The organism is Huijunlia imazamoxiresistens, assembly GCF_037132455.1.
Taxonomy (GTDB): Bacteria; Bacteroidota; Bacteroidia; order Chitinophagales; family Chitinophagaceae; genus Flavisolibacter; species Flavisolibacter imazamoxiresistens.
The window spans coordinates 1-23,405 of record NZ_JBBBEI010000002.1 but is presented as its reverse complement, the minus strand read 5'-3'; the positions used below and the strand labels follow the sequence as shown (position 1 = coordinate 23,405).

Annotated in this window: 17 protein-coding genes; 1 reads left to right on the top strand and 16 read right to left on the bottom strand. The window is 58.3% G+C overall.

Annotated features, from left to right (window positions below):
* Positions 1-89 precede the first annotated feature (89 nt).
* The 4 genes from V9K67_RS02035 to V9K67_RS02020 all read right to left on the bottom strand — a co-directional run bounded on the left by V9K67_RS02035 (position 90) and on the right by V9K67_RS02020 (position 3,423).
* Positions 90-1,121: a FecR family protein gene (locus V9K67_RS02035; protein WP_336719720.1), complete on the bottom strand. Its 1,032-nt coding sequence runs from the start codon at positions 1,119-1,121 to the stop codon at positions 90-92.
* A complete protein-coding gene (locus tag V9K67_RS02030) occupies positions 1,118-1,888 on the bottom strand; it encodes an RNA polymerase sigma-70 factor (protein ID WP_336719718.1) in 771 nt (256 codons plus the stop codon). The genes V9K67_RS02035 and V9K67_RS02030 overlap by 4 nt, the downstream gene beginning before the upstream one ends.
* Before the next feature lie 229 nt (positions 1,889-2,117).
* On the bottom strand, positions 2,118-2,627 hold the full coding sequence (locus V9K67_RS02025; RefSeq protein WP_336719716.1) for a response regulator: 510 nt from the start codon (positions 2,625-2,627) through the stop codon (positions 2,118-2,120).
* Positions 2,628-2,913: 286 nt separating this feature from the next.
* On the bottom strand, positions 2,914-3,423 hold the full coding sequence (locus V9K67_RS02020; protein WP_336719714.1) for a GNAT family N-acetyltransferase: 510 nt from the start codon (positions 3,421-3,423) through the stop codon (positions 2,914-2,916).
* A 53-nt stretch (positions 3,424-3,476) separates the two neighbouring features.
* Between V9K67_RS02020 and V9K67_RS02015 the strand changes: the two genes are divergently transcribed.
* On the top strand, positions 3,477-4,649 hold the full coding sequence (locus tag V9K67_RS02015; RefSeq protein ID WP_336719712.1) for a M20 metallopeptidase family protein: 1,173 nt from the start codon (positions 3,477-3,479) through the stop codon (positions 4,647-4,649).
* Positions 4,650-4,687: 38 nt separating this feature from the next.
* Here the strand turns inward: V9K67_RS02015 and V9K67_RS02010 are convergent, their stop codons facing one another.
* From V9K67_RS02010 to V9K67_RS01955, 12 genes are all read right to left on the bottom strand, one after another.
* Positions 4,688-5,713, bottom strand: a complete 1,026-nt coding sequence (locus V9K67_RS02010) for a FecR family protein (protein WP_336719711.1) — start codon at positions 5,711-5,713, stop codon at positions 4,688-4,690.
* Between the two features lie 220 nt (positions 5,714-5,933).
* Positions 5,934-6,896 carry an alpha/beta hydrolase fold domain-containing protein gene (locus V9K67_RS02005; protein ID WP_336719709.1) on the bottom strand — a complete coding sequence of 321 codons (963 nt, stop codon included), beginning with the start codon at positions 6,894-6,896 and terminating at the stop codon, positions 5,934-5,936.
* Positions 6,897-6,920: 24 nt separating this feature from the next.
* Complete coding sequence (locus tag V9K67_RS02000; RefSeq protein ID WP_336719707.1) at positions 6,921-7,934, bottom strand: pectinesterase family protein; 1,014 nt, start codon at positions 7,932-7,934, stop codon at positions 6,921-6,923.
* 38 nt (positions 7,935-7,972) lie between these two features.
* Positions 7,973-8,737 (bottom strand): rhamnogalacturonan acetylesterase, encoded by a 765-nt coding sequence (locus tag V9K67_RS01995; protein ID WP_336719706.1) that lies wholly within the window; start codon positions 8,735-8,737, stop codon positions 7,973-7,975.
* A gap of 11 nt (positions 8,738-8,748) precedes the next feature.
* Positions 8,749-9,513, bottom strand: a complete 765-nt coding sequence (locus V9K67_RS01990; RefSeq protein WP_336719705.1) for a rhamnogalacturonan acetylesterase — start codon at positions 9,511-9,513, stop codon at positions 8,749-8,751.
* 19 nt (positions 9,514-9,532) lie between these two features.
* On the bottom strand, positions 9,533-11,182 hold the full coding sequence (locus V9K67_RS01985) for a glycoside hydrolase family 28 protein (RefSeq protein WP_336719703.1): 1,650 nt from the start codon (positions 11,180-11,182) through the stop codon (positions 9,533-9,535).
* A gap of 15 nt (positions 11,183-11,197) precedes the next feature.
* A complete protein-coding gene (locus tag V9K67_RS01980) occupies positions 11,198-13,714 on the bottom strand; it encodes a glycoside hydrolase family 95 protein (RefSeq protein WP_336719702.1) in 2,517 nt (838 codons plus the stop codon).
* A gap of 46 nt (positions 13,715-13,760) precedes the next feature.
* Positions 13,761-14,579: an alpha/beta hydrolase gene (locus V9K67_RS01975; protein ID WP_336719701.1), complete on the bottom strand. Its 819-nt coding sequence runs from the start codon at positions 14,577-14,579 to the stop codon at positions 13,761-13,763.
* Between the two features lie 434 nt (positions 14,580-15,013).
* Entirely contained in the window at positions 15,014-16,696 is a 1,683-nt protein-coding gene (locus V9K67_RS01970) for a DUF4957 domain-containing protein (protein ID WP_336719700.1), read from the bottom strand.
* Between the two features lie 43 nt (positions 16,697-16,739).
* On the bottom strand, positions 16,740-18,626 hold the full coding sequence (locus V9K67_RS01965) for a RagB/SusD family nutrient uptake outer membrane protein (protein ID WP_336719699.1): 1,887 nt from the start codon (positions 18,624-18,626) through the stop codon (positions 16,740-16,742).
* 18 nt (positions 18,627-18,644) lie between these two features.
* Entirely contained in the window at positions 18,645-21,917 is a 3,273-nt protein-coding gene (locus V9K67_RS01960; protein WP_336719697.1) for a SusC/RagA family TonB-linked outer membrane protein, read from the bottom strand.
* Between the two features lie 351 nt (positions 21,918-22,268).
* On the bottom strand, positions 22,269-23,405 hold a 1,137-nt coding region (locus V9K67_RS01955; protein ID WP_336719695.1), incomplete at its 5' end, for a sodium:solute symporter family transporter.

The window sequence follows — 23,405 nt, the reverse complement described above, 5'->3', positions numbered from 1 at the left end:
ATCGTTTCAAGAGTTCTTCCGGGGCCTTTCCGTTGCACGGCTGCTTTCTGACTGCAGTCGCCAATCGCTCCTTGTGGGTGCTGCCTCTATTACCGGAGGCAGCCTTTTCCTTTTACTACGATAGCCGTTCCCTGCACCTGGTAAGATGTACCGGTAGACTCGCAGATGATGCGGAGTTTATCGTACAATCCCTGCCGGGTAAGGTCACCGGTAAAGTGGCATTTCTTCAGGGCGTTGTTTTCCGCCGTAATGTCGATCCCGTACGCCTGTTGCAGGGTTTCCAGCACCGTTGTAAGGGGTGCGTCGGCGAACACGAAGGCATTGTCCGTACCCGGCAGCAAGCCCGGCTCATCGGCCAGCAAGGCTACCAGTTCGGTACGGGCGGCGGAATACACAGCCTTTTGGTTGGGCGTGAGCACCACACCGGCCGCTGCCTTGGTCGACGGTTCGTTTTTGCTGTCGCGGCGCACCCATACTTTACCGGTCACCACCGCCACTTCGATGCGGCCGGCCTTTGGCTGCTGCCGTACATGGAAACTGGTGCCCAGTACTTCGGTCAGCAGGTCCTCGCCGGAATGCACGATGAAGTGCTGTGCGGGGTTGCGGTGAACGGAAAAGAAGGCATCGCCCTTCAGGTAAACGTCCCTGGTCTTTCCGGCAAAATCTTCGGGGTAATACAGGGTGGCCTGCGGCTGCAGCGTAACGGAAGACCCGTCGGCCAGTCGAACGACTTTAGCCTGCTGGTCCTTGTTGGAGTAACCGAGGTAACCCTGCGGCACACCCAGGCCGGAGCGATCCGAATCGCGCAGGAAAGTGAAGAAATACAGGCCAATACCGGCCAGCAGGATGAGACAGGCGGCAACGGCTAGCCGAAGAACGGAGAACCGCTTCAAGCGAACCACCTTGCCCGGGGCAGGCACAGCGGGTTGTTCCAGGTTGGCCAGGATGCCCGGCCAGATCTTTTCCTCGATGTGTTGTTGCTGTTCCTGCACTCCGGACAGATCCGGGTGGCTGGCCCCCAGCAGTTGCTCGTACCACTCCAGCACTTTTTCTTCCTCTTCCGGGCTGGTTTTGCCCGCAAGATATTGCTGTAGCAGGTGATCAAATTCTTTTTGGCTCATGTGGTAAACTTTAAAGAGTGACGCCTATATATTATAGACGCTGAAAGAGCCTCATCCCCTAAAGCTCCGGAAAAAATAATTGGCAATTTTGCCAGTTTTTTCCCGGGAAGAACCTTACACGAATATAAGCGAATTGCCTCAGTTCTGCAGATTGCGTTTTCCGGCGCCCTGTTTTCCGCCTTTCCGGCGAGCCCGGCCGGCAACTGCAACAGCAGCACCAGGGCCCCCAGGTAGGTTTTCAGGTACTGGCGCAACAGCTTGATGGACTTGGTGATATGATATTCCACCGCCTTTTCGGTCAGGTCGAGCAGGCCGGCAATTTCCCGGACGGATTTGTGCTCGTAGCGGCTCAGCTTAAACACCTCCCGGGTCTTTTCGGGCAGCTCTTCCAGCACGTTCTCGATGGTATTGAGCAGCTGGGCCCGGTTCAGCTCGTCTTCGGTGGAATTGGTCGCCTCCGAAATGTCGATCGAGGCCTTGAGCTTCCGCTCGCTGACTTTTTTGCGGATATAATCAATGATCATATTGCGCAGGGAGATCACCAGGTACGGCCCCAGGTCCTTGATGACGGAGGTCTCGCGGTTGTTCCAGATCTTGACGAACAGGTTCTGGACGATCTCCTCGGACTCGTGCTGCGACGAGGTCTGCTTGTAAGCGATGCAGTACAGCTTGAAACAGTAGCGCTTGTAGATCTCCTCGAAGGCACCTACCTCGCCCTGCTTGAAGGCATACAACAAGTTATCATCACCCAGTAAAGCGTACGACATATGGAAGAGTATAGCCGGTTCTGAATGAAAAGCACCGTGGAAACAAGATAAAGCAATTCCCAATCATTTTCCGCATGCGGATGCAGAATCATTGACCGGTGGGGGATTATATCCTTTTGAAATCCCTAATGCGGCAAAAGAAGACCCCCAGGTCCTAAATAAAAATGCCCCGGTCTCGCTTAAAGCGGGACCGGGGCGGGTGTTTGTCATACGTTAGCAATTTCTAGGTTCAGGCGATCTGAACGGCAGGTATGGAATCTTCGTCCTGCATAGGTACAGTAGCTTTCGGCAACTCGGGTGCATAAGCATTTCTGGCCGGTTGTAAAAAAACCGGCTTTCCTTTATGGAACTGGTGTACGATCATCCGCACCTTATTGACCCACACTTTTATTTCCCAGGGTTTTTCCAGGTACAACTGCGCCCCGGCCGCGTAGGCTTCGGTCACTACCGGGCCCAGCCTTCCGGTGCTCCAGGCTACCACCGGTATGGCCCGAAAATCGGGGTGTTCCTTGAGCTGCCGCAAACGGTCGATCCCGTTTTCTCCCGGCAGTTTACATTCAATGAAAATCAGGGTAGGACAAACCAGCTTGATCAATTCCCAAATGCATTCTTTTCCTTTCCAGAAAACGACTTTGGTACCAGGAGAAACTTCTGTTATGGCTTCTTTGAAGAATAGGCAATCATCCTCATCGCGGTCGATAATCAGAATAGTGGGGATATGGTGAGTATTCTGTTTCATGATCACATTATTTCTGTGTTCATTAAATGGTTGCAACCTGGATAGAACCGGCGCTTGTTCTGTCCGCGAACTTATCGTACTGCCGCTTTTCTTCAAGGTCCCGCTCGGGCGGAAGGCGATGGGAATGGAGGTTCATATGGCTGCCCGTTCATAATCGTCGTCTTTAAGATATAGACGTATCAAAATCCCCCGACCCCTAAAAAAAAATAAAAAAAATTTCACAAGGCCTCCCGGGGACCGTCCCCCACCCCCGAAAATGCCCTACCATGGCCTATTTCAGCGATTTTTACCCGGCAATAAAAAGGTCATATCTTCTTTCCACCAGGGGTTTATCGAACGCATCAGACGGCTTTTCTTCGGTCAGCACAAAGCCAAAGCGGGTGTATAAGGCAATGGCCGCCTCCTGTTCATTTGTGGTCCATAAATAGGCCCTGCGGTAATGCCGCTCGTGCATATACGCCAGGAATTCCTGCATCAGCTTTTTGCCCAGGCCAATGCCGCGGTATTCGGGTAAAAAAATAAAATACCGGAACTGTACCTGGTCGCCGCCCCGGTGCATCGCTGCCAGGCAGCCTATGATGCGCTCGCCATGCTCGCAGATCCACACCCGGTCCTTTGCGGGATCGTACCGACCGGAAAACTCCAGCAGTCCTTTTAATACATAGTGTTCGAAGTTGAGACCGTAGCCGCATTCGGCGGCATAGAGGCGGGCATGCAAATAAGCGATGTACCCGATGTCGCCGGGCTGCAACCCGGTGCGCAGGCGAATATCCTGAAGGCTGATGGCTGTATTCATATTGAAATTCCCCGTTGGTTTTACAAGCTGCAAAAAACATAATTTTAGCCGAAATGGAACAGGAACTCTATCAACGCCTCCTCTCAATCAGGAGAAACCTCCACCAGCACCCCGAACTGGGATATGAAGAACACCATACCGCGGGCCTCGTATGTAAAGAACTGGAAGCACTGGGCATCCCCTACCGCCCGGGCATCGCAAAGACGGGCGTGATCGCCACGCTGACCAAAGGCAGCGGCCCTTGCATCGCGCTGCGGGCCGACATGGACGCCCTGCCCATACAGGAAGAAACGGGACTGGAATTTCACTCCCGCATCGCGGGAAAGATGCATGCCTGCGGCCATGACGTGCACACCACCATGCTGCTCGGCGCCGCCCACCTGCTGCAGCGGCAGGAATTCAACGGCACGGTGAAATTCATTTTCCAGCCATCGGAAGAAGGCAACAACAACGACCCCGAAGGAAAATCGGGCGGGCAGCGGATGGTGGAGGCGGGCGAGCTGGAAGGCGTCCACTTTGCCCTGGGCCTGCATGTACACACGCTGCTGCCGGTAGGTCAGATCGCCTGCAAGCTGGGACAAGCCCTGGCCTGCGCCAACTTTTTCCGGATAACCATTCACGGGAAAGCGGGGCATGCGGGCGCCGCTCCTCACCTGGCAGTGGATGCCATTTATATTGCCAGCAGCCTGGTACAGGGGGCGCAGGCGATCGTTTCGCGGTTTACCAACCCCGTGGAGCCGGCGGTGCTTTCCTTTACGATGATCAACGGCGGCGTGGCACCGAATATCGTCGCGGACAAAGTGGTGCTGGAAGGCACGATCCGGGCGCTGGACCTCGCCACCTACGAGCAGATAAAGAAGCGGCTGAAGACCGTCACCGAAGGCATCGCCGCCACCTTTGGCGCCTTGGTGGAACTGGAGTACCTGCTCGACTACCCGAGCCTGCTCAATGACAAAGAGCTGCACCGGCAACTGGAACCGGCGTTGCAAGGGGTGTTCGGTAAAGAGAACGTGCTGGAAACGGAAGCGTTGCTGGCAGGCGAGGATTTCGCCTTTTATTCGCGGAAGGTGCCTTCCATGTTTTACTGGCTGGGTGCCCGCAACGAGGCCGATGAATGTTATTTCCTGCACCACCCGAAGATGATCGTTCATGAAGGCTGCATCCGGCAGGGCGCTCAATTTCTTTCGGAAGCGGCCCTTACCCTGATGAACGGGCGGACAGATTAAAGCAGGGGAAGAATAAGAACTTTTCCGGGCGTGGGCGCTTAGGGGCAACCGGCGCCTGTCAGCACGATGGAAGTGCCGATCACCTGGAAGCTGGAGCCGGTGGAGAGGCAGATGATGCGGAGTTTGTCGTACAGTCCCTGGCGGGTAAGGTCGCCGGTAAAATGGCAGCCGGCCAGGTTCTTGTCCGCTGTGGAGATGACGATGCCGTAGGCCTTGCTCAGGGATTGCAGCACGTTGCCCAGCAGCGTTTCTTCGAAATCAAAGCGGTGGTCCACACCCGGCAACAGCTTCGGCTCGTCGGCCAGGGCGGCCACCAGTTCTTTACGGCCGGCGGCATACACCACTTTCTGGTTGGGGGCCAGCACTACCTGCCGCACGGGCAGGGTGGCGGGTTTAGGACCTTCATGCACCCATACCTTGCCGCTCACCACCGAAATCTCTACCTGTTTGGAGGGGCGGTCCTGGTGCATATAGAAAGAAGTTCCCAGCACTTCGGCCAGCAGTCCTTCGTCGGCATGCACGACAAAGCGGTTGCCGGGGCGGGGCGATACCTGGAAGAACGCATTGCCGGCCAGGTACACGTCGCGGGATTTTTCCCGGAAAGCGTCGGGGAAGTAAAGGGAGGCCTTGGGATCCAGGGTCACCACGGACCCGTCGGACAGGTGGACGGCCCGGGCGGCTTTTCCTTCATTGGCAAAGCGGCGGTAGCCTTCCGGCACGCCCAGCTGGGACAGCGACTGGTCGAGGCGGATGAAGGGCAGCAGGAAATACAGGCCGAGGCTGACCAGCACCACCAGGCAGGCGGCCACTGCCATACGAATGAAGCGGACGGAGCCGAAGGGCGCTGCCTGCCCGCCGGAGACCTGCCGGGGCGCTTCCCCGATCCCGGCCAGGATCAGCGGCCACATCCTTTCCTCCAGATGGTACCGTTCCTGGTCAGACAGCTCCAGGGCGCTCTCCGCCGCCAGTTTCCCGTACCACTCCTGAACTTCCTGTTCTTCGGGGGCAGTACACTGGCCTAAAAGATATTTCCGGAGCAGTTGATCAAATTCGTGCAGGCTCATTGTGTCATGTTTATACAATGTAGACGCAAAACCGGCCTATACCCCTAAAAAGAGGGGAAAAAAACCTCACCCCCGGGCCTCACCCCCGGCCCCTCTCCACATGGAGAGGGGTGCCCAAACCAGCAACTTACCCTACTGGCTACTAATACTAAACACCTACAACAGAAACGCCTTTCCCGGTATGGAAAAGGCGTTTCTGTTTAGGCCCACATAATTCTTCTTATTTGTGGGAATTACCTTTAGTCTGGTCGAATACCTTATCCAAAAAACCCACGGTATAATTCACCAAAGGCTCGAACCAGGGATGGAAGAACCAGAAGGGATGCGGCGTGTCGGGCAGGGTATGTTGTTCGTGGTAGATGCCGTGCTGGTCCAGGATCTTGATCATATCGTCGCGGCCCGCATGGAAGCGGGGAAGGGAACTGTTGATGAAGATGATGGGCGGCGTGTTTTTGCCGGCATGGTCCAGGGGGGAAGCTTCCTCCCATACTTCGCGCTTCTGCTCGTAGGTGCCGCCCAGGAAATCCATGGAAGCCTTGCCTTCCACCGATTCGGAATGGTGAAACGAAAGTGTGCCATCGATATTTACGATCGCCTGCACATCGCTGGAACGTTCGGGATAGCCGCCCACGCCCTCGTACTTTTCGAAACCGTTGGTGGTGCCTGCCAGGGTAGCCAGCTGCCCGCCGGCCGACATGCCCAGGGTGGCGATCTTCGTCGTATCCAGCCCGTAGTCCCGGGCATGGGCCCGCAGCCAGCGGATGGCCGTTTTGATATCCTGCACCGCGGCGGGATAAGGCGCCTCCAGCGACAGGCGGTATTCGATGGTCACGGCCACGTAGCCCTTCGCCGCCAGCTGTTGCGCCAGGGGCACGTTCTGCGATTTATCGCCGGAGCGCCAGCCGCCGCCGAAGATCATCACCACGCCGGGATAACCTTTCTTCGATTTCTTCCTGGGATAATACACATCGGCCAGCAGCTTGCGGTTGCCCAACGTGCTGTACACCACGTTCTCGCGGCTTTTCACGCCTTTCAATTTTGCCGGCTGCGCTATTTGAATATAGGGGCGGGCCTTGCGCTCCTTCTGGAAGGTGCCCCAGACCGTAAAGGACGTATCCCGGGGAATCTCCTGTGCGCTAACCATTATCGGCAGCGCCATTAGTAAGGCAAATAGGAATTTCATGTAGCGGTTACTTTACGTCAACGGTTACTGGTTCACTGCGGTACCATCCCATTGGTCGGGGCCGGCAAAGATGTTTTCGAGGGTGTATTTTTTCACCTGTTTTTTGGACAGCTGCTTCGACCAGGCTACGCGCCTGGAACGGTCGCCGCCGGCGCCGCGGCTGTCGTACTCGGCATAATAAGCGGTCTTTTCCTTGTTGGGGAACATCTTGTCGCCGGGCCAGGGATGCCAGCCCTCGGGCACGATGTGCGCGCCCATGTCGGTACGGATGAACACCGTTTTGGCGTAGGAACGCCAGGGTCTTCCCAGGAACACCTTCTGTGCTTCGGGAGCGGCCACCAGCTTACAGTCGAAGAATACGTAGCCGAATTTTTGTGCCTGCCGTTGGGCGGAAGCGGTGATGTAGGAGTTCGTCAGGCTCTTGATGGTGCAGTTGCGAAACACGCAGGTGGCTTCGCCGAAGATAAAATCGGTGGTGCCCTCCACGTAGCAGCTGTCGTACAACTGGCGGCTTTCCTCCTTGGCGGTGTACAGGGTATCCTGGTTGCCGAGGATGCGGCAGTTGCGGGCCTGGAAGCGGTCGCCTTCCACATGCAGGGCTACGGCCTGGCCCACGCGGCCGGCGGTATTTTCGATGGTCAGGTTCTCGAGCACCACGTCATTGCCCTGTACCAGCACGGTGTAGGAAGTGTAGGTGGAAAACTTCTCCAGCCCGAAGCCGTCCTTGCCCGCGGGCACCGGCCTGCCGGAAAAATCGCCCCCGGTGATGATGGTGGATTCGGCGCTCTCACCGATGAGGGAAATAGCCGTTTTCCAGGAAGGGATCACCAGCTTTTCCTTATAAATACCTTTTTTGATAAAGATGCGGACCCGCTGCTGGCCCAGGTCGCGAACGGAATTGACCGCCTCCTGGATGGTGCGGTAATTTCCACTGCCATCCTGGGCAACGGTCAGCGTAGCGGGATAGGTTTGCTGGGCAAAAGCGCCCTGCACGAAACTGCATACAAGCAACAGTGTAGCGAGGAATGATCTGAACATAAAATAATTAAGCTAATAAAGGTTTGGCCGAAGGTAAATTATTTGACTGCCGGTTGCACCACCCGTTCCAGCAGGTCGAGGTGCAATTTTTTCATTTCGTCGAGCACCAGCTCCGCCAGCAGGCGGGCGCCGTACTCGCTAAAATGCGTGTTGTCGTTGACGCCGTCGGGGAATTGCGGGTTCGTACCCGGCTCGGATATGTTGAACAGGAGCTTCGAATGCTCTACCCCGAAGGCATCATACAATTGGCGGCTGCGGGTGTCGAGGTCCACCAGGGGCACCTGTTGCGCGGCGGCGACCTCCGCCATCACTTTGGAGTATTCGATATGGGTTTCTTCCGTCTTGCCCTCTTTGCTGAAGCGGCGCCGCGACACGGGGGTTACCAGCACGGGCTTCGCCCCTTTGGCCCTCGTTTCGGCAATGAACCGCAGCAGGTTGGCGCGGTAGTCTTCCGGCGCGGTGTAGCGGTCTTTATACCGCTCTTCTTTGGCTTCGTCGTTATGGCCGAACTGCATGAATACGTAGTCGCCCGGTTTAAGGGCATCGGCCACGGGCTGCCAGCGGTTCTCGCTGATAAAGGTGCGGGTGCTGCGGCCGCCGCGGGCATGGTTCTCTACCGTTACCGTCTCATCGAAAAAAACGGCGAAGGGCGTGCCCCAGCCGGTCACCGGCGCCTGCGATACGGGCTGTGTGCAAACGGTGGAATCGCCGATCAGGTAAATGGTGATCTTATCGGCCCTGTACATAAAAGAACAGAGGAACAGGACCAGGGACAGGGCAGCAATTTTATTCAGGATGCGCATAAAGGCGATACTTACTTTTTAGGTGCAGGTTTAAAAAAATGATCTGCCAGGCCGGCCGGGTTCAGCGCTTTCAGCTCGGCGTAAACGATCTCCGCCATTTTGCGGGCGCCCAGCTCGCTGAAGTGGGTGTCGTCGGTCTTGCCGGCGGGGTAGTTGGGATGCTCTCCCGGCTTCAGGTGGTTGAACAGGTATTTGGACGCCCCGGGACCGTAGGACTGCAGCAGGGCCTGGCTCTTGCGGTCCAGCTCCACCAGGGGCACCTTTTTTTTGCGGGCGACCTTGCGTACCAGCTCGGCATACACCTTATGGGTATCCTGCACCTTGCCGGCGGCATCGAAGCTGCGCCGGGCGGCGGGGGTGATCAGCACCGGCACGGCCTTCTTCGCCCGGGCCTCATCCACGTAGCGGGCCAGGTTTTTCTGGAACTCCTTTTCGGTGGTTGCCTGGGGCTTGGTCGGCACCTCGTCGTTGTGGCCGAACTGGATCAGCACCACGTCGCCTTCCTGCAGGCTGTCCAGGATCGGCGCCCATCGTTTTTCTTCCAAAAAGGTGCGGGTGCTGCGCCCGTTCTGGGCCGTATTGTACACCACGGTGGTGGCGGTGTCCACGAATTTGGTAAACATCATGCCCCACCCCATTTCGGGATAGGCTTTCCGTTGTTTCTCGGACATGGTGGAATCGCCCACCAGGAACACCCGCATCTTGCGGGGCGGGGCCGTAAAGGCGGCGCCCGCCGCCGCCAGCAGCAGCAATGAATAGTTTCGAATGTTCTTCATGAGTTGATCGCTGTAGGAATTAGTTCAATTGTACGGTTTTGACATCGGCCCCGTTCTCCGCGGCCACTTTGCTTTTGGCATCGCCGGCAATGGTGTTGGAGAGGCGGATGTCTTTGGTCCGCTCGCCGTTCACTTTTACCAGCAGGCCGGCGCCGGGGTTATACGACAGGCTGTCCACCCTTACGGACTGGCTGTTCTCGACATACACCACGGGATAGGCCGGTGCGGCGATCAGCTCCACGCCTTTCAGGGAAATGCCTTCGGCCTCGATGATCTCGGCGCCCTTGTCGGCTTTCAGCACGGTGTTGGCGATGGCGATATTTTTGACGCTCATCTCGGGCAGGCCGCGGATAAAGATGCCTTTCTTCGCACCCTGGCAGACCACGTTGCTGATGTGGAAGTTGCGGAACTGCGGCGTGGCCTCGGTTACGGCGGGCACCTCCACCTGCTCACCCGCGGCGGGCGCCTTGGTGAAGTAATACATGTCAAAATAGATGGCTTCGTCAACGATGTCCTTCATGAAGATGTTCTTCACAAAAATGTCTTCCACCACTCCTCCCCTGCCGCGGGCCGTCTTGAAGCGCAGGCCCTTGTCGGTGCCCATGAAGCTGCAGTCGGAGATAAAGATGTTGCGGGCGCCGCCGCTCATTTCGCTGCCGATGACAAAGCCCCCATGGCCTTTGTACACAAAGCTGTTGCGGATGACGACGTTCTCGGTGGGCACGCCTCTTTTGCGGCCTTCCTCGTCCTTGCCCGACTTGATGCAGATGCCGTCGTCGCCTACGTCGAAGGTGCAGCCGTCCACCAGCACGTTTTTGCACGACTCCAGGTCGAGGCCGTCGCCGTTCTGGGCATAGGCCGGGTTCTTGGCCGACACGTTTTTGAGGGTCAGGTCCTGGCACAGCAGCAGGTGCAGGCACCAGGAGGGCGAGTTCTGAAACGTCACGCCTTCGAGCAGCACGTTCCTGCAGGCGGTGAGGTTGAGCAGCGTGGGCCGCAGGAAGTCTTTGACCGCTTCATAATCCTTGGTCGTCTTTCCGGGAAGGATAGCGCCGGGCTCTTTCATTTTAGACGCCAGCTTTGTTTTTTCCGAAGGGTACCATACACGGCCGTCCTCGCTCACCAGCCCCCCGGAGGCTACCTTGGCTTTCCATTGCCGTTCGGTCAGGGCGTCTTTGGTCACCATGCGCCAGTGGTCGCCGTTGCCGTCGATGACGCCGCTGCCGGTGATGGCCACGTTGTGCAGGCCCTTGCCCGATACGGGCGACTGGTTGCGCATGGAGGGCTTGCCTTCGTAGTTGCCCTCCACCAGGGGGTACTGGTTGAAGTCGGCCGTGAACAGCAGGATGGCCGAGCGGCCAAGGTGCAGGTTCACGTTGTTTTGCAGCACTACCGGCCCCGTAAGCCAGACGCCGCCGGGCACGTACACCACGCCCCCGCCCTTTTGGCTGCAGGCTTTGATGGCCTTGTTGATGCTTTCGGTGTTGAGGGTAGCGCCATCGGGCTTCGCCCCGTAGCGGACAATGTTGAACGTATCTTTTTTGAAGGTGGGCACCACGGCCTGGGGCAGGTGGTCCCACGAGTATTTTTTGGGGGCCGGCTGCGCCTGCAGGAGCTGCACCGGCAGCCACATGGCTGCCAGCAGTCCCCATTTTTTAAAACGGATCATAACGGTTGTTGAAGATTATTTTTGAACGAACTCGTACACCTTGCCCGCTTCGGTGGCAAAGTCATGCAGCGTACCCGGCGCTATGGACAGCCCCTTCAGGATTGCTTTCTCGGACACCAGGGGCGTTTTGATATCCGCTACCGCATAGAAAGGATTAAGATTGGCGCCGGAAGCGGTTTTCAGCGAAAATGCACCTTTGGGAGAAAGGGCGCTTTGGAGCCGCAGGCGGCAGTTGCCGCCCAGGCGCGACTGCACTTTCAAATACGTGATTTTTCCTTCTTTCCAGTCCATGTCGATGACGAAGCCGCCGCGGGCCACCAGGCCTTTGACGCTGCCTTTCTGCCACTGGTCGGGCAGGGCCGGCAGCAGGTGCACCGCACCGTCGTGCGACTGCAGCAGCATTTCGGCGATGCCGGAGGTGCAGCCGAAGTTGCCGTCGATCTGGAAGGGCGGGTGGGCGTCGAAGAGGTTCGGGTAGGTGCCGCCGTTCTGCCCCGACTGTTCCACGGGGGCCGGGGAAAGCTGGTCGGCAATGAGCTTGTAGGCACGGTTGCCGTCGAGCAGGCGGGCCCAGAGGTTCACCTTCCAGCCCATGGACCAGCCGGTGGATTTGTCGCCGCGGTACACCAACGAATTGCGGGCGGCTTCAAACAACTGCGGGTGGCGGAAGGGCGATACCTGGGCCGAGGGGAACAGGCCGTAGAGGTGCGATACGTGGCGGTGCCGGTCGGTGGGCTTGTCCCAATCCTGCAGCCACTCCTGCAGTTGGCCGTGCTGGCCTACCTGCATGGGCGGCAGGCGCTGGAGGAGCGTTTGCAGGGTGTCGGCAAAGGCCTGGTCGGCGCCGAGGATGGAAGCCGAGCGCAGGGCGTTGGAAAATACGTCGAACACCAGCTGGTTGTCCATGGTGGTGCCGGCGGAAATGCCTACGCTGGGCAGGTAGGTATTCTCGGGCGACATCGAAGGCGCCACCACCAGCCATTTGTGCGAAGGCTCCTCCTGCAGGGCATCCACGAAGAACAGGGCAGCGCCCTTCAGCACGGGATACATTTCCTGTAAAAACTTTTGGTCGCCGGTGTAGAGGTAGTGCTGCCAGATGTGCTGGCTCAGCCAGGCGCCACCCATGGGCCACATGCCGTAAAAGCCGCCGTCCACCGGCCCGGTGATACGCCAGAGGTCGGTATTGTGGTGCACGTTCCAGCCGCGGGCATGATACATTTGCGATGCGCTCTGCTGGCCGGTCACCGCCAGGTCCTTGAGCATTTCCATCAGCGGCTGGTGCATCTCGGTCAGGCCCGTCACTTCCGCCGGCCAGTAGTTCATTTCGGTGTTGATGTTGATGGTGTACTTACTGTCCCAGGGCGGCGACAGCTTTTCGTTCCACTTGCCCTGCAGGTTGGCGGGATGGGTGCCGGGCATGGAGCTGGAGATCAGCAGGTAGCGGCCGAACTGGAAGTAGAGAGCCGTGAGGGAAGGGTCCTTGCCCTGGGCGAATTCGGCTACCCGTACGTTGGTGGGCTTTTTGGCGGCCTCCGAAGTGCCCAGGTCGAGAGTCACCCGGTCGAAATACTTTTTGTAGGCGGCGGTATGGGCGGCCTTCAGGGCGGCGTAGCTCTTTTTGGCGGCGGCCTCCAGGCGGCTGGTGGCTTGCTGGGCTTCGTCGCCGCTGATGTCCTGGTAATTTTTATAGTTGGTGCCGATGGCGATCACGATCGTCAGGGCATTGGCCTTCGAAATCCGGAGGCTCGTATCGGTGGCCGAAACGGCCCCGCCTTCGGCCTGGGGCAGCACCTGCACCTGGTAGCGCAGCTTGCCCTGCTTGCCGTCCACGGAGGAGGTCAGTCCCGACAACAGCAACCGGCCCTGCCGGATTTGTTTGCTGAATTGGGGAAAAGGCGTATTCATACCCAGCTCGCAGGAAATGCTGCCCGGCTTGTCGGCCGTGAGCCGCACCACCAGCACCTTGTCGGTCAGCGGGGCCAGGTATTCGCGCTTGTACGTAACGCCACCCGAGCGGTACGAAACGGAGGCCAGGGCGTTGCTGATGTCCAGGTCGCGGCGGTAGTCGGTTATGGATTCCGGACCGTCGAAGCGCAGCATTAGGTTGCCGGCGGTCTGGTATTGCATGCCATAGTTGCCGCCGGCCGGGGCCTGGCGGGGAAAGGTGGCATTCGACAGGTCCTGGGCCTCTTTGTACTTGCCTTCAAACAGCAGCTTGCGGATCTGCTGGAGGGGCTCGTACACGTTCGGAATAATGTTGTTGCCGGGTTCGCCCGCCCAGATGGTTTCTTCATTGAGCTGGAGGCGTTCGTTGCGCACGTCGCCGAACACCATAGCGGCCAGGCTGCCGTTGCCAATGGGAAGGGCTTCGTTCCAGTTGGCGGCGGCGGCGGGGTACCAGAGTTGCAGGGGGGCGGCGGGTTTGGTGGCGGTTACGGCCGGCTTCGGGGCGCGCGCCTTGCCGGACTGCGCCAGCGCCGCACCCGGCCCCAGCAGCAGGGCCAGCGAACAATACAAAAAGCTTTTTTTCACGGTAATTAGGTGATTATTGATTAAAACGTTCGGTTATGGTTTCGGGTTATTTGCCCGGCAGGGGCGGCAGGAAGCCGGCTTCCTCCAGCCATTGCTCGCACAGCTCCGTCCACAGGTTAGTGGAGCCGGGGTTGTTGCGCAGGGCGATGGCGTGGGCGCCCTGGGGGAATACGTGGTAGGAGGCGGACACTTTATGCTCCAGCAGCGCCTGGTAAAACAGCAGGCTGTTCATGGGAGGCACGGCCTTGTCGTTGATGGCGCCTACAATAAAGGCCGGGGGCGTGGCTTCGGTGACGCTGTTCTGGGTGGAATATTGCTTCACCAGCTCGGGCGAAGGGTTCTCGCCCAGCAGGTTTTTGCGGCTGCCCATATGGGCCAGCTTAGTGCCCAGATCGATCACCGGCGATACCAGGATCATGAAGTCGGGGCGGAAGGCCACGGTGTCCAGCGCGTCGCGGAGGGCCGACACGTCCTTGGTATGGGTAGCCACCAGGGTGGCCAGGTGGCCGCCGGCGGAGGATCCCTGTACGCCGATCTTTGAAGGGTTGATGCCCCATAAGGCGGCATTGGCCCGGATGAGGCGGATGGCCCGCTGGGCATCCTGCAGCGGCCCCAGCTCGCGCTGTTTCAGGTCGGGCGAATTGGGCAGGCGGTAGTTGAGCACGAAGGCGGTCATGCCCAGGGTATTGAACCACTTGGCCAGCTGCAGGCCGCTGATGACGTAAGCCAGCCGCTCGTAGCCGCCGCCGGGGCAGATGACCACGGCGCTGCCCTTGTTTTCGGCATTGCCGGGATAAAAGGCGTACATGCCCGGGGTGCCTACGCGGAAAATACGTTCGCCCGCAATGCTGTCTTGCAGGTTCATGCCCTTGCTGTTGGGCATCTTCCCTTTCGGGTACAAGGGAATGAACTCGGGAAATTTTTCGGGCGTTGTCCGGGATTCCTGGGCCGTGGCCGCCAAACCTCCAAAGAACGTCGCTGCAAACAAAAGTTTTTTTAATATATGGCGCATAAGGACGAAGATAGCCGAACCAAGAGGTGCGGCAGGGAAAAGAACAATAAAGGAATCAATTTCAAACGGGAACAAGTGCCTGTAGGCCGAAAGCACAGGCGCAAACCTATCCCAATAGGGAAAAAAGGAGGTTTGATTTCTGGCCAAATTGGTTCAAATTCTGTCCCCACCAAAAAACAGCCATTGAAAATCAACAACTTTCACCTGCCGAAAGAAAGATACAAAAAAGTCCACCTGTAGAAACAGGCGGACCATTGCTTGCTTGTTATAATAAAAATCTTGGGTGCTTAATACGCCCAGCGCGGGTCGCCCACGGCGCCACCGGCCATGCTGGCGGCAAAAACCGGGTGGTCGGCGGGCAGGGTGGCCAGGCCGAAACCGGTGGTGGCGGCCGTCCATCCCAGGTCCACGCTGATGTCGTTGGCCTGGGCCAGGCCGGTGAGGTTCAGCGCCGCCCCGCCCGGGGCTACCTGCAGCTTGAAATAATTGTTGTTGGAAAAACTCAGGACGTTGCCGGTATTGGACGCCCGGAAAGCCGCCGCCTGCAGGCTGCCGGAGATCGGCGTATTGGCCACGATGCTGTTGTTGAAATGGAACACGACCTTGTTGGCGTTGGCGTCGATAAAGGCGTACTTGCCGCTGCCGCCGCCAAAGCTGTTGAAGGTGCAGTAGTCGATGGTGACCGCCGGCACGATGCCTGTGGTAGTGCTCAGGTTGGTGCTCATGTTGATCAGCCCCTGCCCCAGCTTATAGAGGGTGGACTTTGTCAGCGAAAAGGCCGCCAGCTGCAGCTTTTCCAGCGAGAAGTTGTAATAGCCCGCCGTATTGGCCTGGTCAATATTGTACAGCTGCGCGTTGTTGATGGTAATGCTGCCGATCTTGTGGTCGTTGGCCACGCCCCCGTTATTGCCGCGGATCACGCAACGGGAAAAATCATGGATGATGCAGTTGTCGATCAGGATGTTGTTGAAGGCCGTTACCTGTTTAGCGGAATCCTTGCCGACCAGCTGCAGGAACTGGGCGCCGTAGGAGGTGCCGGAATAGTTGCCGTTGAACTCGATGCCCGCCAGGGTAATGCCGGCGCTGTCGCCCTGCAGGTTGATCTCGCGGGTGAGCACTTTGGTATCGGCAGGGTTGCCCGAAACCGAGCGCAGGGCAATCCGTTTCTGGACCACGTAGGTAATGCCGCTCAGGTTGTAGGTGCCCGGGTTGAGGCCGATCACGTCGCCGTTAGCCGCGTTGGTGATGGCGGTGGCCAGGTTGTCGGAAGGCGACAGCACGGTGGTAAAGCTCACCGTAGCCGGCGTGGTAAAGGTGAGCAGGCCCTTGCTTTTGCTGCCGGCCAGCAGCTGCACGGTATAGCGGGTATCGGGCAGCAGGCCGGCCAGGGCTTTCTGACCCGCACTTACCTCGGCTCCACCCAGGGCGGTCTTAACCGAGTCCTTGCCGTTGATCAGCACCATATGGGTCAGCCCCGCCGTCGGGGCGCCGGTAGCCCAGTGCAGCAGCGCCGAGGTGGGCGTCACCTCGAAGTCGCGGAGCACCTTGAAGAACTGTTGGCCGTTCAGCCGGAAACTGCGGGCCGCCGCTATATAACTGGAAGGCTGCTTGCCCTTGTATTCGGCCACCCGTACCCGGGCGAAATAAGGCGTATTGAGCTTCAGGTGGCTGTCGAGCACCACCGCCGCCGTGGTATCGGCCGTAGTGGTGTAGTCGACGGTGGCGAACAGCGAGTCGGTGGAAATTTCCAGCGCATAGGTGGCATCCGATCCCGTGTAGAGGGGCGCGTTCCACCGGAACTTGGCGGAATCCTTTACCGTGCTGACGCTGAAGTTGGCGGGCGTGAACGAGCGGTTGACGCTGTCGTCCTCGATCTCGCCGGTCAGGCTTTTCTTGCAGCCGGCGGCCAGGAGCCCCAGCCCCAGGGCCAACAGGGAAAATTTATTGCAAAATATCGTTTGAAGGTTCATGTAGCAATCTGTTGAAAAGTTCAGGAATAAAGGGTGGGCGGTTTTAGTTGGTGTACCCGAAGTTCTGCACGATGCCGCCCCGGTTTTCGATAATGACTCTTTCGGGGTAAGGAAGCAATTCCTTTTTGTTGGCGACGAACTTGGACACATAGCCGTTGTTGGGATCGTTGATGAAGGAAGAGGTCAGCACCCCGTTGGTCCAGGTGCCGGTTTCCTGGCGCCACCACAGGCGGCTGGGATAGCCCGAGGGGTTGGTGGTCACGGTCATGGGCTTGAAGAAGACCGAGTCGGGAACACCGCCGTACACGCTCAGGCCGGCCGCTTCGGTTTTCAGGTCGGTATTCAAAAAATTGTTGGCCGTGGCATAGATATATTGCGGCAGGTTGGCGTAGGGGTTGTTGTCCGCCGGCGCGCCGGTAGCGAACAGGCCCATTTTGGTTTTTGTCTCCGCAATCTTTTCCGCAAGAAGGTTCCAGCGGATCAGGTCGTATTTGCGTACCCCTTCTCCCCCAAACTCCAGCAGGCGCTCTTTGACGATGGCCTTGAAGAAACCGTCCTTGTCCGTAGGCGTGGCCGGCAGGGCATTGGCGCCGTAGGCCCGCTTCTGCACCTGCTGCAGGGCGTCCAGGGCACTGATCTCGCCGGCGGTGCCCAGCTCGTTGGCCGCTTCGGCATACATCAGCAGCACGTCGGCGTAGCGGATGATGGGCCAGTTGACGCCGTAGGTACCCGTCACCTTGCCGTCGAAGGCGGTCCAGGATTTTCTGAATTTATTGATGTTGAAATTGATGGAGCTCACCAGGATCTTCTGGTTGATGGCGCCGGTAGGGTCGGCCTGCACCTTGTAGGTGGCCAGGGTTACGTCGCGGCGCACGTCCTTGCCGTTCTCGAATTCATAAAAATACGTCGGCACGGCGGTGCTGCGGCCCCCTGCCCCACCCCAGGAGGGGGAGCTGGAAAAGGTAAGGCCGTTGGCGCTGCCCACGTTGGAATCGTTGATCTGCCCCCACATGGCCACCTCGAACAGCAGCTCGTAGGTATTGTCAAAACGGGCGGTACCCGAATGCAGCGACTTGAAGATATTCTCGTACACGGGGTTGAGGCCGTGCTTTTTGGATTTGATGATGTCGTTGCACTCCTCGAAAGCGATCTGGTAATACTTCTGATAATCGGCGCGGCGCTCCATCAGCTTGGTATCGGTGCGCAGCGAATAGCCGCCGCGGGCCAGGGCGATGCGGGCCCGGAGGGCTTTGGCGGCAGCCTTGGTCCAGCGGTAGGAGCCGTAGTCGGATTGCTCGTCGCGCCAGGGCAGCAGCTCGGCAGCCATTTTGAGGTCGTCGAGGATGCGGTCGTAGGTGCTGTCGCGGTTGCTGTGGGCCAGGAACTGCGAGGACAGGTCGGCGGCAGGCACGAAGGTGGCGGGCACGTCGCCCCAGTTGCGGATCAGTTCGTAATAAAACTGGGCGCGCAGCGAGAGGGCTTCGCCGTAATAGCGGCGCATCTGCTTTTGCTGGTCGGCCGTACCGTTTTTATACAGGTTCGAGGAGGGGATAAACTTGCAGGCGATGTTGGCCCGCTCGATGCCCGAATACAGCTGCACGAAGGCGTTGTACATGCCGGAATGCGTGGGGATGGCGCCGTAGTTGGGAATGGCGTAGTCGGCGCCCCCGTCGAAGGAGGTGCTGCCGCGGTACACGAATTCGTCGGTGCCCAGGTGGAAGTAAACCGACAACTGGTTGCCGTAGGCATTGCTGCCGCAAAGCCGGGTGTAAATGCCGATCACGGCGCTGTTGGTGTAGTTGACATCTTCAAAAGTTTGCTCGGTATTGAGCTTCGAAGGCGACTGGTAGTCGAGGTATTTTTTACAGGAGGGCAGTGCCATCAGGGAAACGCCCAGTGCCAGGAGATATGCGGATTTGCGAAAGTTCATGATTTTCTGTTTTAAGGATTAAAACACTACGTTGATCCCGCCCAGGATATAGCGGCTGCGGGGGTAGGCGGCATGGTCCACGCCGGGGGTCAAAGGGTTGCTGCGGCGGGTGCTGGCCTCGGGGTCGTAGCCGGTGTACTTCGTAAAGGTGTACAGGTTGTTGACGGTGGCGTACACCCTTACCTTGGTCAGCAGGTGCGTGCGCAGCAGCAGCTGGCGCGGCAGCGAATAGCCGATGGTGACGTTGGTGATGCGCAGGAAGGAGCCGTCTTCGATGGCGTCCGAGCGCAGTACCGGCAGGCCGCGGGTGGGCATGTAGGTCTTTGCGTCCTGGTTGGCCTTGGCGATCTGGTCCCAATCGCTCATAAAGTTGCCCTGCTCGTCAAAGGTCTGCCAGCGGTCCTTCATGCTGGAGAGCAGGTTGTTGCCGGTGGCCTGGTATACCGAGGAGAACTCGATCTTGTTGGCGTTGTAGGTTTTGTTGCCGTACGAGTAGTTGAAGAACAGGCTCATGTCGAAGTTCTTAAAAGCCAGCTGGTGGTTCCAGCCGCCGAAGAACTTGGGCTGCACGTTGCCCAGCACCTGGCGGTCGGTGGTGCGAACCACGGAATCCTTCCTATCGCCCAGCTTTCTCAATTTCATCATGCCGGGATAAACCTGGGTAGTGCCGTTGATCACCGAGGAGTTGGCCACGCCCGGCTTCAGCACCCATTTGTAGGCGGCGGGGTTGGACAGGTCCTTGTCGAAATCATCCAGTGTATAATAGCCGTCCGACACATAGCCGTAGTACTGGCCCACGGGCTTGCCCACTTCCACCAGAAAGTCTTCGCCGTTCTGTCCCCAGCCCGAGGAGACCATGTAGCTGGTGACGCCGCCCTGCAGGGCCACGATGGAATTGCGGTTGGAAGAAATGTTGAAGGAGCTGTTGTAGGTAAAGTTCCGTGTCCTGGCGATGGTGCCGCTCAACTGCAGCTCGACGCCCTTGTTCTGGGTGGAGCCGATGTTCTGGAACTGCGACACGTAGCCGGTTTGCTGGGGCACGTTGGTCTGCAGCAGCAGGTCGTTGGTGCGGTTGATATAGCCGTCGAGCGACAGGGTCAGGCGGTTGTTGAACAGGTCCACGTCCAGGCCCAGGTTGCGGGAGATGGTGGTTTCCCACTTCAGGTCGGGGTTGGCCAGGTTGGCCGAATAAAGGCCCGAGGTCTGTGCGTTGTCGGAGGCAGCGTAGCCGGCGTCGGTGGCGCTGGTGGTAAAGATGGTCTGGTACAGGCGGTCGTTGCTCACACGGTTGTTGCCGGCGGTGCCGTAGGAAGCACGAAGCTTTAAATTCGTCAGCCAGTCGGGGGCGTTTTCCTTTAAAAATTTCTCTTCGGTCAGGCGCCAGGCGAACTGGGCCGAGGGGAAGGTGCCCCAGCGGTTGGTGGTGGCGAACTTCGAGGAGCCGTCACGGCGCATCATCAGGTTGAGGCTGTAGCGGTTTTTATAGGAATACATGGCCCGGCCGAAGAAGGAGAACAGGCGTTCGCCGGTCACATCGGTGGTGGGGGTCGGCTGGATAGCGCCGCTGGGCGGGTTGGCCTGCTGCACGTTGGCAAAGGCCTGCTCGGCCGTTACGGCTGCCGGGAAGTACTTGATCGTTTGGTTGTATGCGTCGCCGTTGCTGCTGTTGATCTCTTGCCCTGCCAGCAGGTTCAGCCGGTGGCTCTTGCCCAGGTTAGGCGCCCACTCCAGGGTGTTGCTGTTGTTGATGCTGATGTTCTTGTTGGTGGACAGCGAAATATAGGGCTGGCTGGCGTACTGGCTGGAGGAGTTGCGGCCGGACACCTGGAAGTTGGCGGCACCCGAGAAGTTGTCGGTGCGGTTGTCGCCCACGTTGTAGCCCAGTACGCTTCTCACGGTCAGGCCCTTCACCACGTTGTACTGCAGCTGAGCGCTGGTAATGAGGTTGTTGGAATACGCCAGGCGCTTGTCCTGCAGGGCCGAGGTCAACGGGTTGCTCAGGTTGATGGTATTGTCAAAAATAGCGTTGGGGTCGTACTCTTCAAAATTCACCAGGCCGATGTAGGGCTGGAAGCGCACCGAGTATTTCAGGCGGCTGTTGGAGCCCGAGCCGGTACCGGCCGTGCCCGCACCGTTCACCACCTGGCGGCTGTAGCGCATGTTGAGGCCCAGCTTCAGCTTGTTGGAAATTTTATGGTCGAAGCGGAAGGTGGCGAGGGTCCGTTTCAGGTCGGAATTCAGCATGATGCCCTCCTCCCTGGTGTTGTTCATGCTGAAGTTATACGTAGTGGTTTCGGTTCCTCCATTAACCGTCAGCACCTGGGTTTGGGAAACGGCGTTACGTCCGAACACCACGTCCTGCCAGTCGTACATTGGGAAACTTTTGTAGATCTCGAAATCCGGGTAGGGCCCGTATTTACCGGTAAAGCCGTTGATGGCGGCGGTGTCGGTAACGACGAAGCCGTTGTAGTGCAGGCGGTTCAGCTCATATTGGTATTTTACAAAGTCGTACGGCTTCAGCACGTCCAGCTCATTGGTGATGGTACGGGCGCCGCCGTAGGCGTCAAAGGAAACGATCGTGCGGCCTTTCTTCCCGCTCTTGGTGGTGATGAGCACCACGCCGTTGGCGCCGCGGGCCCCGTAGATGGCGGTGGAGGCCAGGTCCTTCAGCACATCGATGGACTGGATTTCGGTGGGGGAAATAATCGATAAGGCGTTGTTCAGGGGCACGCCGTCCACGATATAGAGCGGGGCGTTGTCCTGGGTCAGCGAGGTACCGCCGCGCACCAGGATCTGGATGTCGGCGCCCGGGGAGCCCTCGGCGGCTTTTACACTTACCCCCGCCAGCTTACCGGCCAGGGCCTCGGCGGCGGTGCTCACGGGGAAGTCCTGGAGGTCTTTGGCGGTAACGGAGGAAACGGCGGCGGCCACTTCTTTTTTGGACACCGAGGTATAACCGATGTTCACCACCACTTCGTCGAGCTGGGCGGCACCGGATTGCTCCAGCTCTACGCTGACCATCTGCGCCGTAGGGGCCACAGGCACCTCCTGCTCCTTATGTCCCAGTGACTTTACCGTTAAGACTACTTTATTGTTACCGGCGACGTCGATCTTAAAATTGCCGCTCTGGTCGGAGACGACGCCTTTGGTGGAGCCTTTGACCATAATGGAGGCCCCGGCCAGGGGTTCGCCGTCTTTGCCCACCACCCTGCCGGTGAGGGTGCGGGATTGCGCCCATGCTGCTGCGGAAACGAACAGCATCAGCGATAGCTGAAGGAAAGCTTTTCTCATATGTCAATCGTTTTGACGTGGAGTCCTGAATATAGCCTGAGGCTATACCGCTTTTGTGAATAAATGGATGATCGGAAGCATCGGATGGCTGGTAACAGCAAGGGCGGCCGCGCCTTGCATGATCCGATGTCTGTAGCGCAAACCTAGACGGGAAGCGCAGGAAGAGGGTCGGATTTTTAGCCGAAAAGGTTCAAAATTTAGGAGGCAAACAATTTTTTGACACCTCACCCCCGGCCCCTCTCCATCTGGAGAGGGGCCGGGGGTGGGGGCTAAAAAAAGTCCCCCTGTGGAAACAGGAGGACTGTTGCTTGCTTGTTATTGATGAGAAACTTTTAATTCCATTTTTTTCGGTTACCAGTAAACGGTATACAGGGCGGCCAGGATACCGCCGATGATCAGCGCGCCGGCGGCAAAGGAGGACGAGGGCCGGAACAGGCGGCGGTCCACCTCCAGGCCTTTGGGCTGGTGCCCCTTCAGCTCTTCCACCAGGCTGATGACCACCATGCCCCCCAGGCAGAGCACGAAGACAATGCCCATGCGGTCCAGGAAGGGAATCTCGTAAACGCCTTCGGCATTCGGCATCGAATAGCCCGAGGAGTACAGTCCCGACAGGTCCATGAACTTGGGCAGGAATTTCAGCGCCAGCGACAGCAGGAAGCCTCCAATCGTGGCAAAGAGGGCCGCGTTGGAAGTGGTCCGCTTCCAGAAAAAGCCCAGGAGAAACATGGCGAAGATGCCCGGTGATACAAAGCCGGTGTATTCCTGGATGTACTGAAAGCCTCCCTTTTTATCGATGCCCATAAAGGGCGCCACAATAAGGGCAAGGACCATCGCCACCACCACGGTAGCCCTGCCGATCCATACCAGCTTTTGATCATCGGCTTCGGGATTTAATTTCTTTTTATAAATATCCAGGGTAAAGATGGTAGAGATGGAGTTGCACTTGCCGGCCAGCGACGCCACTACGGCGGCAGTGAGGGCGGCGAAGGCCAGGCCTTTCAGTCCGGCAGGCAGCAGGTTCAGCAACACGGGATATGCCCTGTCGGGATTAATTTCCCCTTCCTGCATCATCTGCGTAGAAAAAACATCCTGCTTGAATAATACGTAAGCGGCAATGCCGGGCAGCACCACAATGACAGGCATCAGCAGTTTCAAAAAAGCGGCAAAGAGCAAACCGCCGCGGGCCGTTTTCAGGTCGGCGCCCAAAGCCCGCTGGGTGATGTATTGGTTACAGCCCCAGTAGTTCAGGTTCACGATCCACATGCCACCCAATAAAACCGTCAGGCCGGGCAGGTCCATGTAATTTTCATTGGAAGGGGAAAGGATCATATGAAAATGGTCGTCGGCTTTTTCCTGCAGCAGGTTAAAGCCGGCCAGCACACCGCTCTGCCCATTGTGCTCGGCCACCAGGTTGAGGGCTAAATACGTAGTAGCCAAACCTCCCAGGATCAGGAAGAACACCTGGATCACATCCGTATAGCCAATTAC

Coding starts and splice junctions, on each gene's coding strand:
- V9K67_RS02020 (WP_336719714.1), bottom strand. CDS start 3,423: ATGAATACAGCCATCAGCCTTCAGGATATTCGCCTGCGCACCGGGTTG.
- V9K67_RS01960 (WP_336719697.1), bottom strand. CDS start 21,917: ATGAGAAAAGCTTTCCTTCAGCTATCGCTGATGCTGTTCGTTTCCGCA.
- V9K67_RS01995 (WP_336719706.1), bottom strand. CDS start 8,737: ATGCGCATCCTGAATAAAATTGCTGCCCTGTCCCTGGTCCTGTTCCTC.
- V9K67_RS02010 (WP_336719711.1), bottom strand. CDS start 5,713: ATGAGCCTGCACGAATTTGATCAACTGCTCCGGAAATATCTTTTAGGC.
- V9K67_RS02015 (WP_336719712.1), top strand. CDS start 3,477: ATGGAACAGGAACTCTATCAACGCCTCCTCTCAATCAGGAGAAACCTC.
- V9K67_RS01970 (WP_336719700.1), bottom strand. CDS start 16,696: ATGAACCTTCAAACGATATTTTGCAATAAATTTTCCCTGTTGGCCCTG.
- V9K67_RS02000 (WP_336719707.1), bottom strand. CDS start 7,934: ATGTTCAGATCATTCCTCGCTACACTGTTGCTTGTATGCAGTTTCGTG.
- V9K67_RS02035 (WP_336719720.1), bottom strand. CDS start 1,121: ATGAGCCAAAAAGAATTTGATCACCTGCTACAGCAATATCTTGCGGGC.
- V9K67_RS01965 (WP_336719699.1), bottom strand. CDS start 18,626: ATGAACTTTCGCAAATCCGCATATCTCCTGGCACTGGGCGTTTCCCTG.
- V9K67_RS02005 (WP_336719709.1), bottom strand. CDS start 6,896: ATGAAATTCCTATTTGCCTTACTAATGGCGCTGCCGATAATGGTTAGC.
- V9K67_RS01975 (WP_336719701.1), bottom strand. CDS start 14,579: ATGAACCTGCAAGACAGCATTGCGGGCGAACGTATTTTCCGCGTAGGC.
- V9K67_RS02030 (WP_336719718.1), bottom strand. CDS start 1,888: ATGTCGTACGCTTTACTGGGTGATGATAACTTGTTGTATGCCTTCAAG.
- V9K67_RS01990 (WP_336719705.1), bottom strand. CDS start 9,513: ATGAAGAACATTCGAAACTATTCATTGCTGCTGCTGGCGGCGGCGGGC.
- V9K67_RS02025 (WP_336719716.1), bottom strand. CDS start 2,627: ATGAAACAGAATACTCACCATATCCCCACTATTCTGATTATCGACCGC.
- V9K67_RS01985 (WP_336719703.1), bottom strand. CDS start 11,182: ATGATCCGTTTTAAAAAATGGGGACTGCTGGCAGCCATGTGGCTGCCG.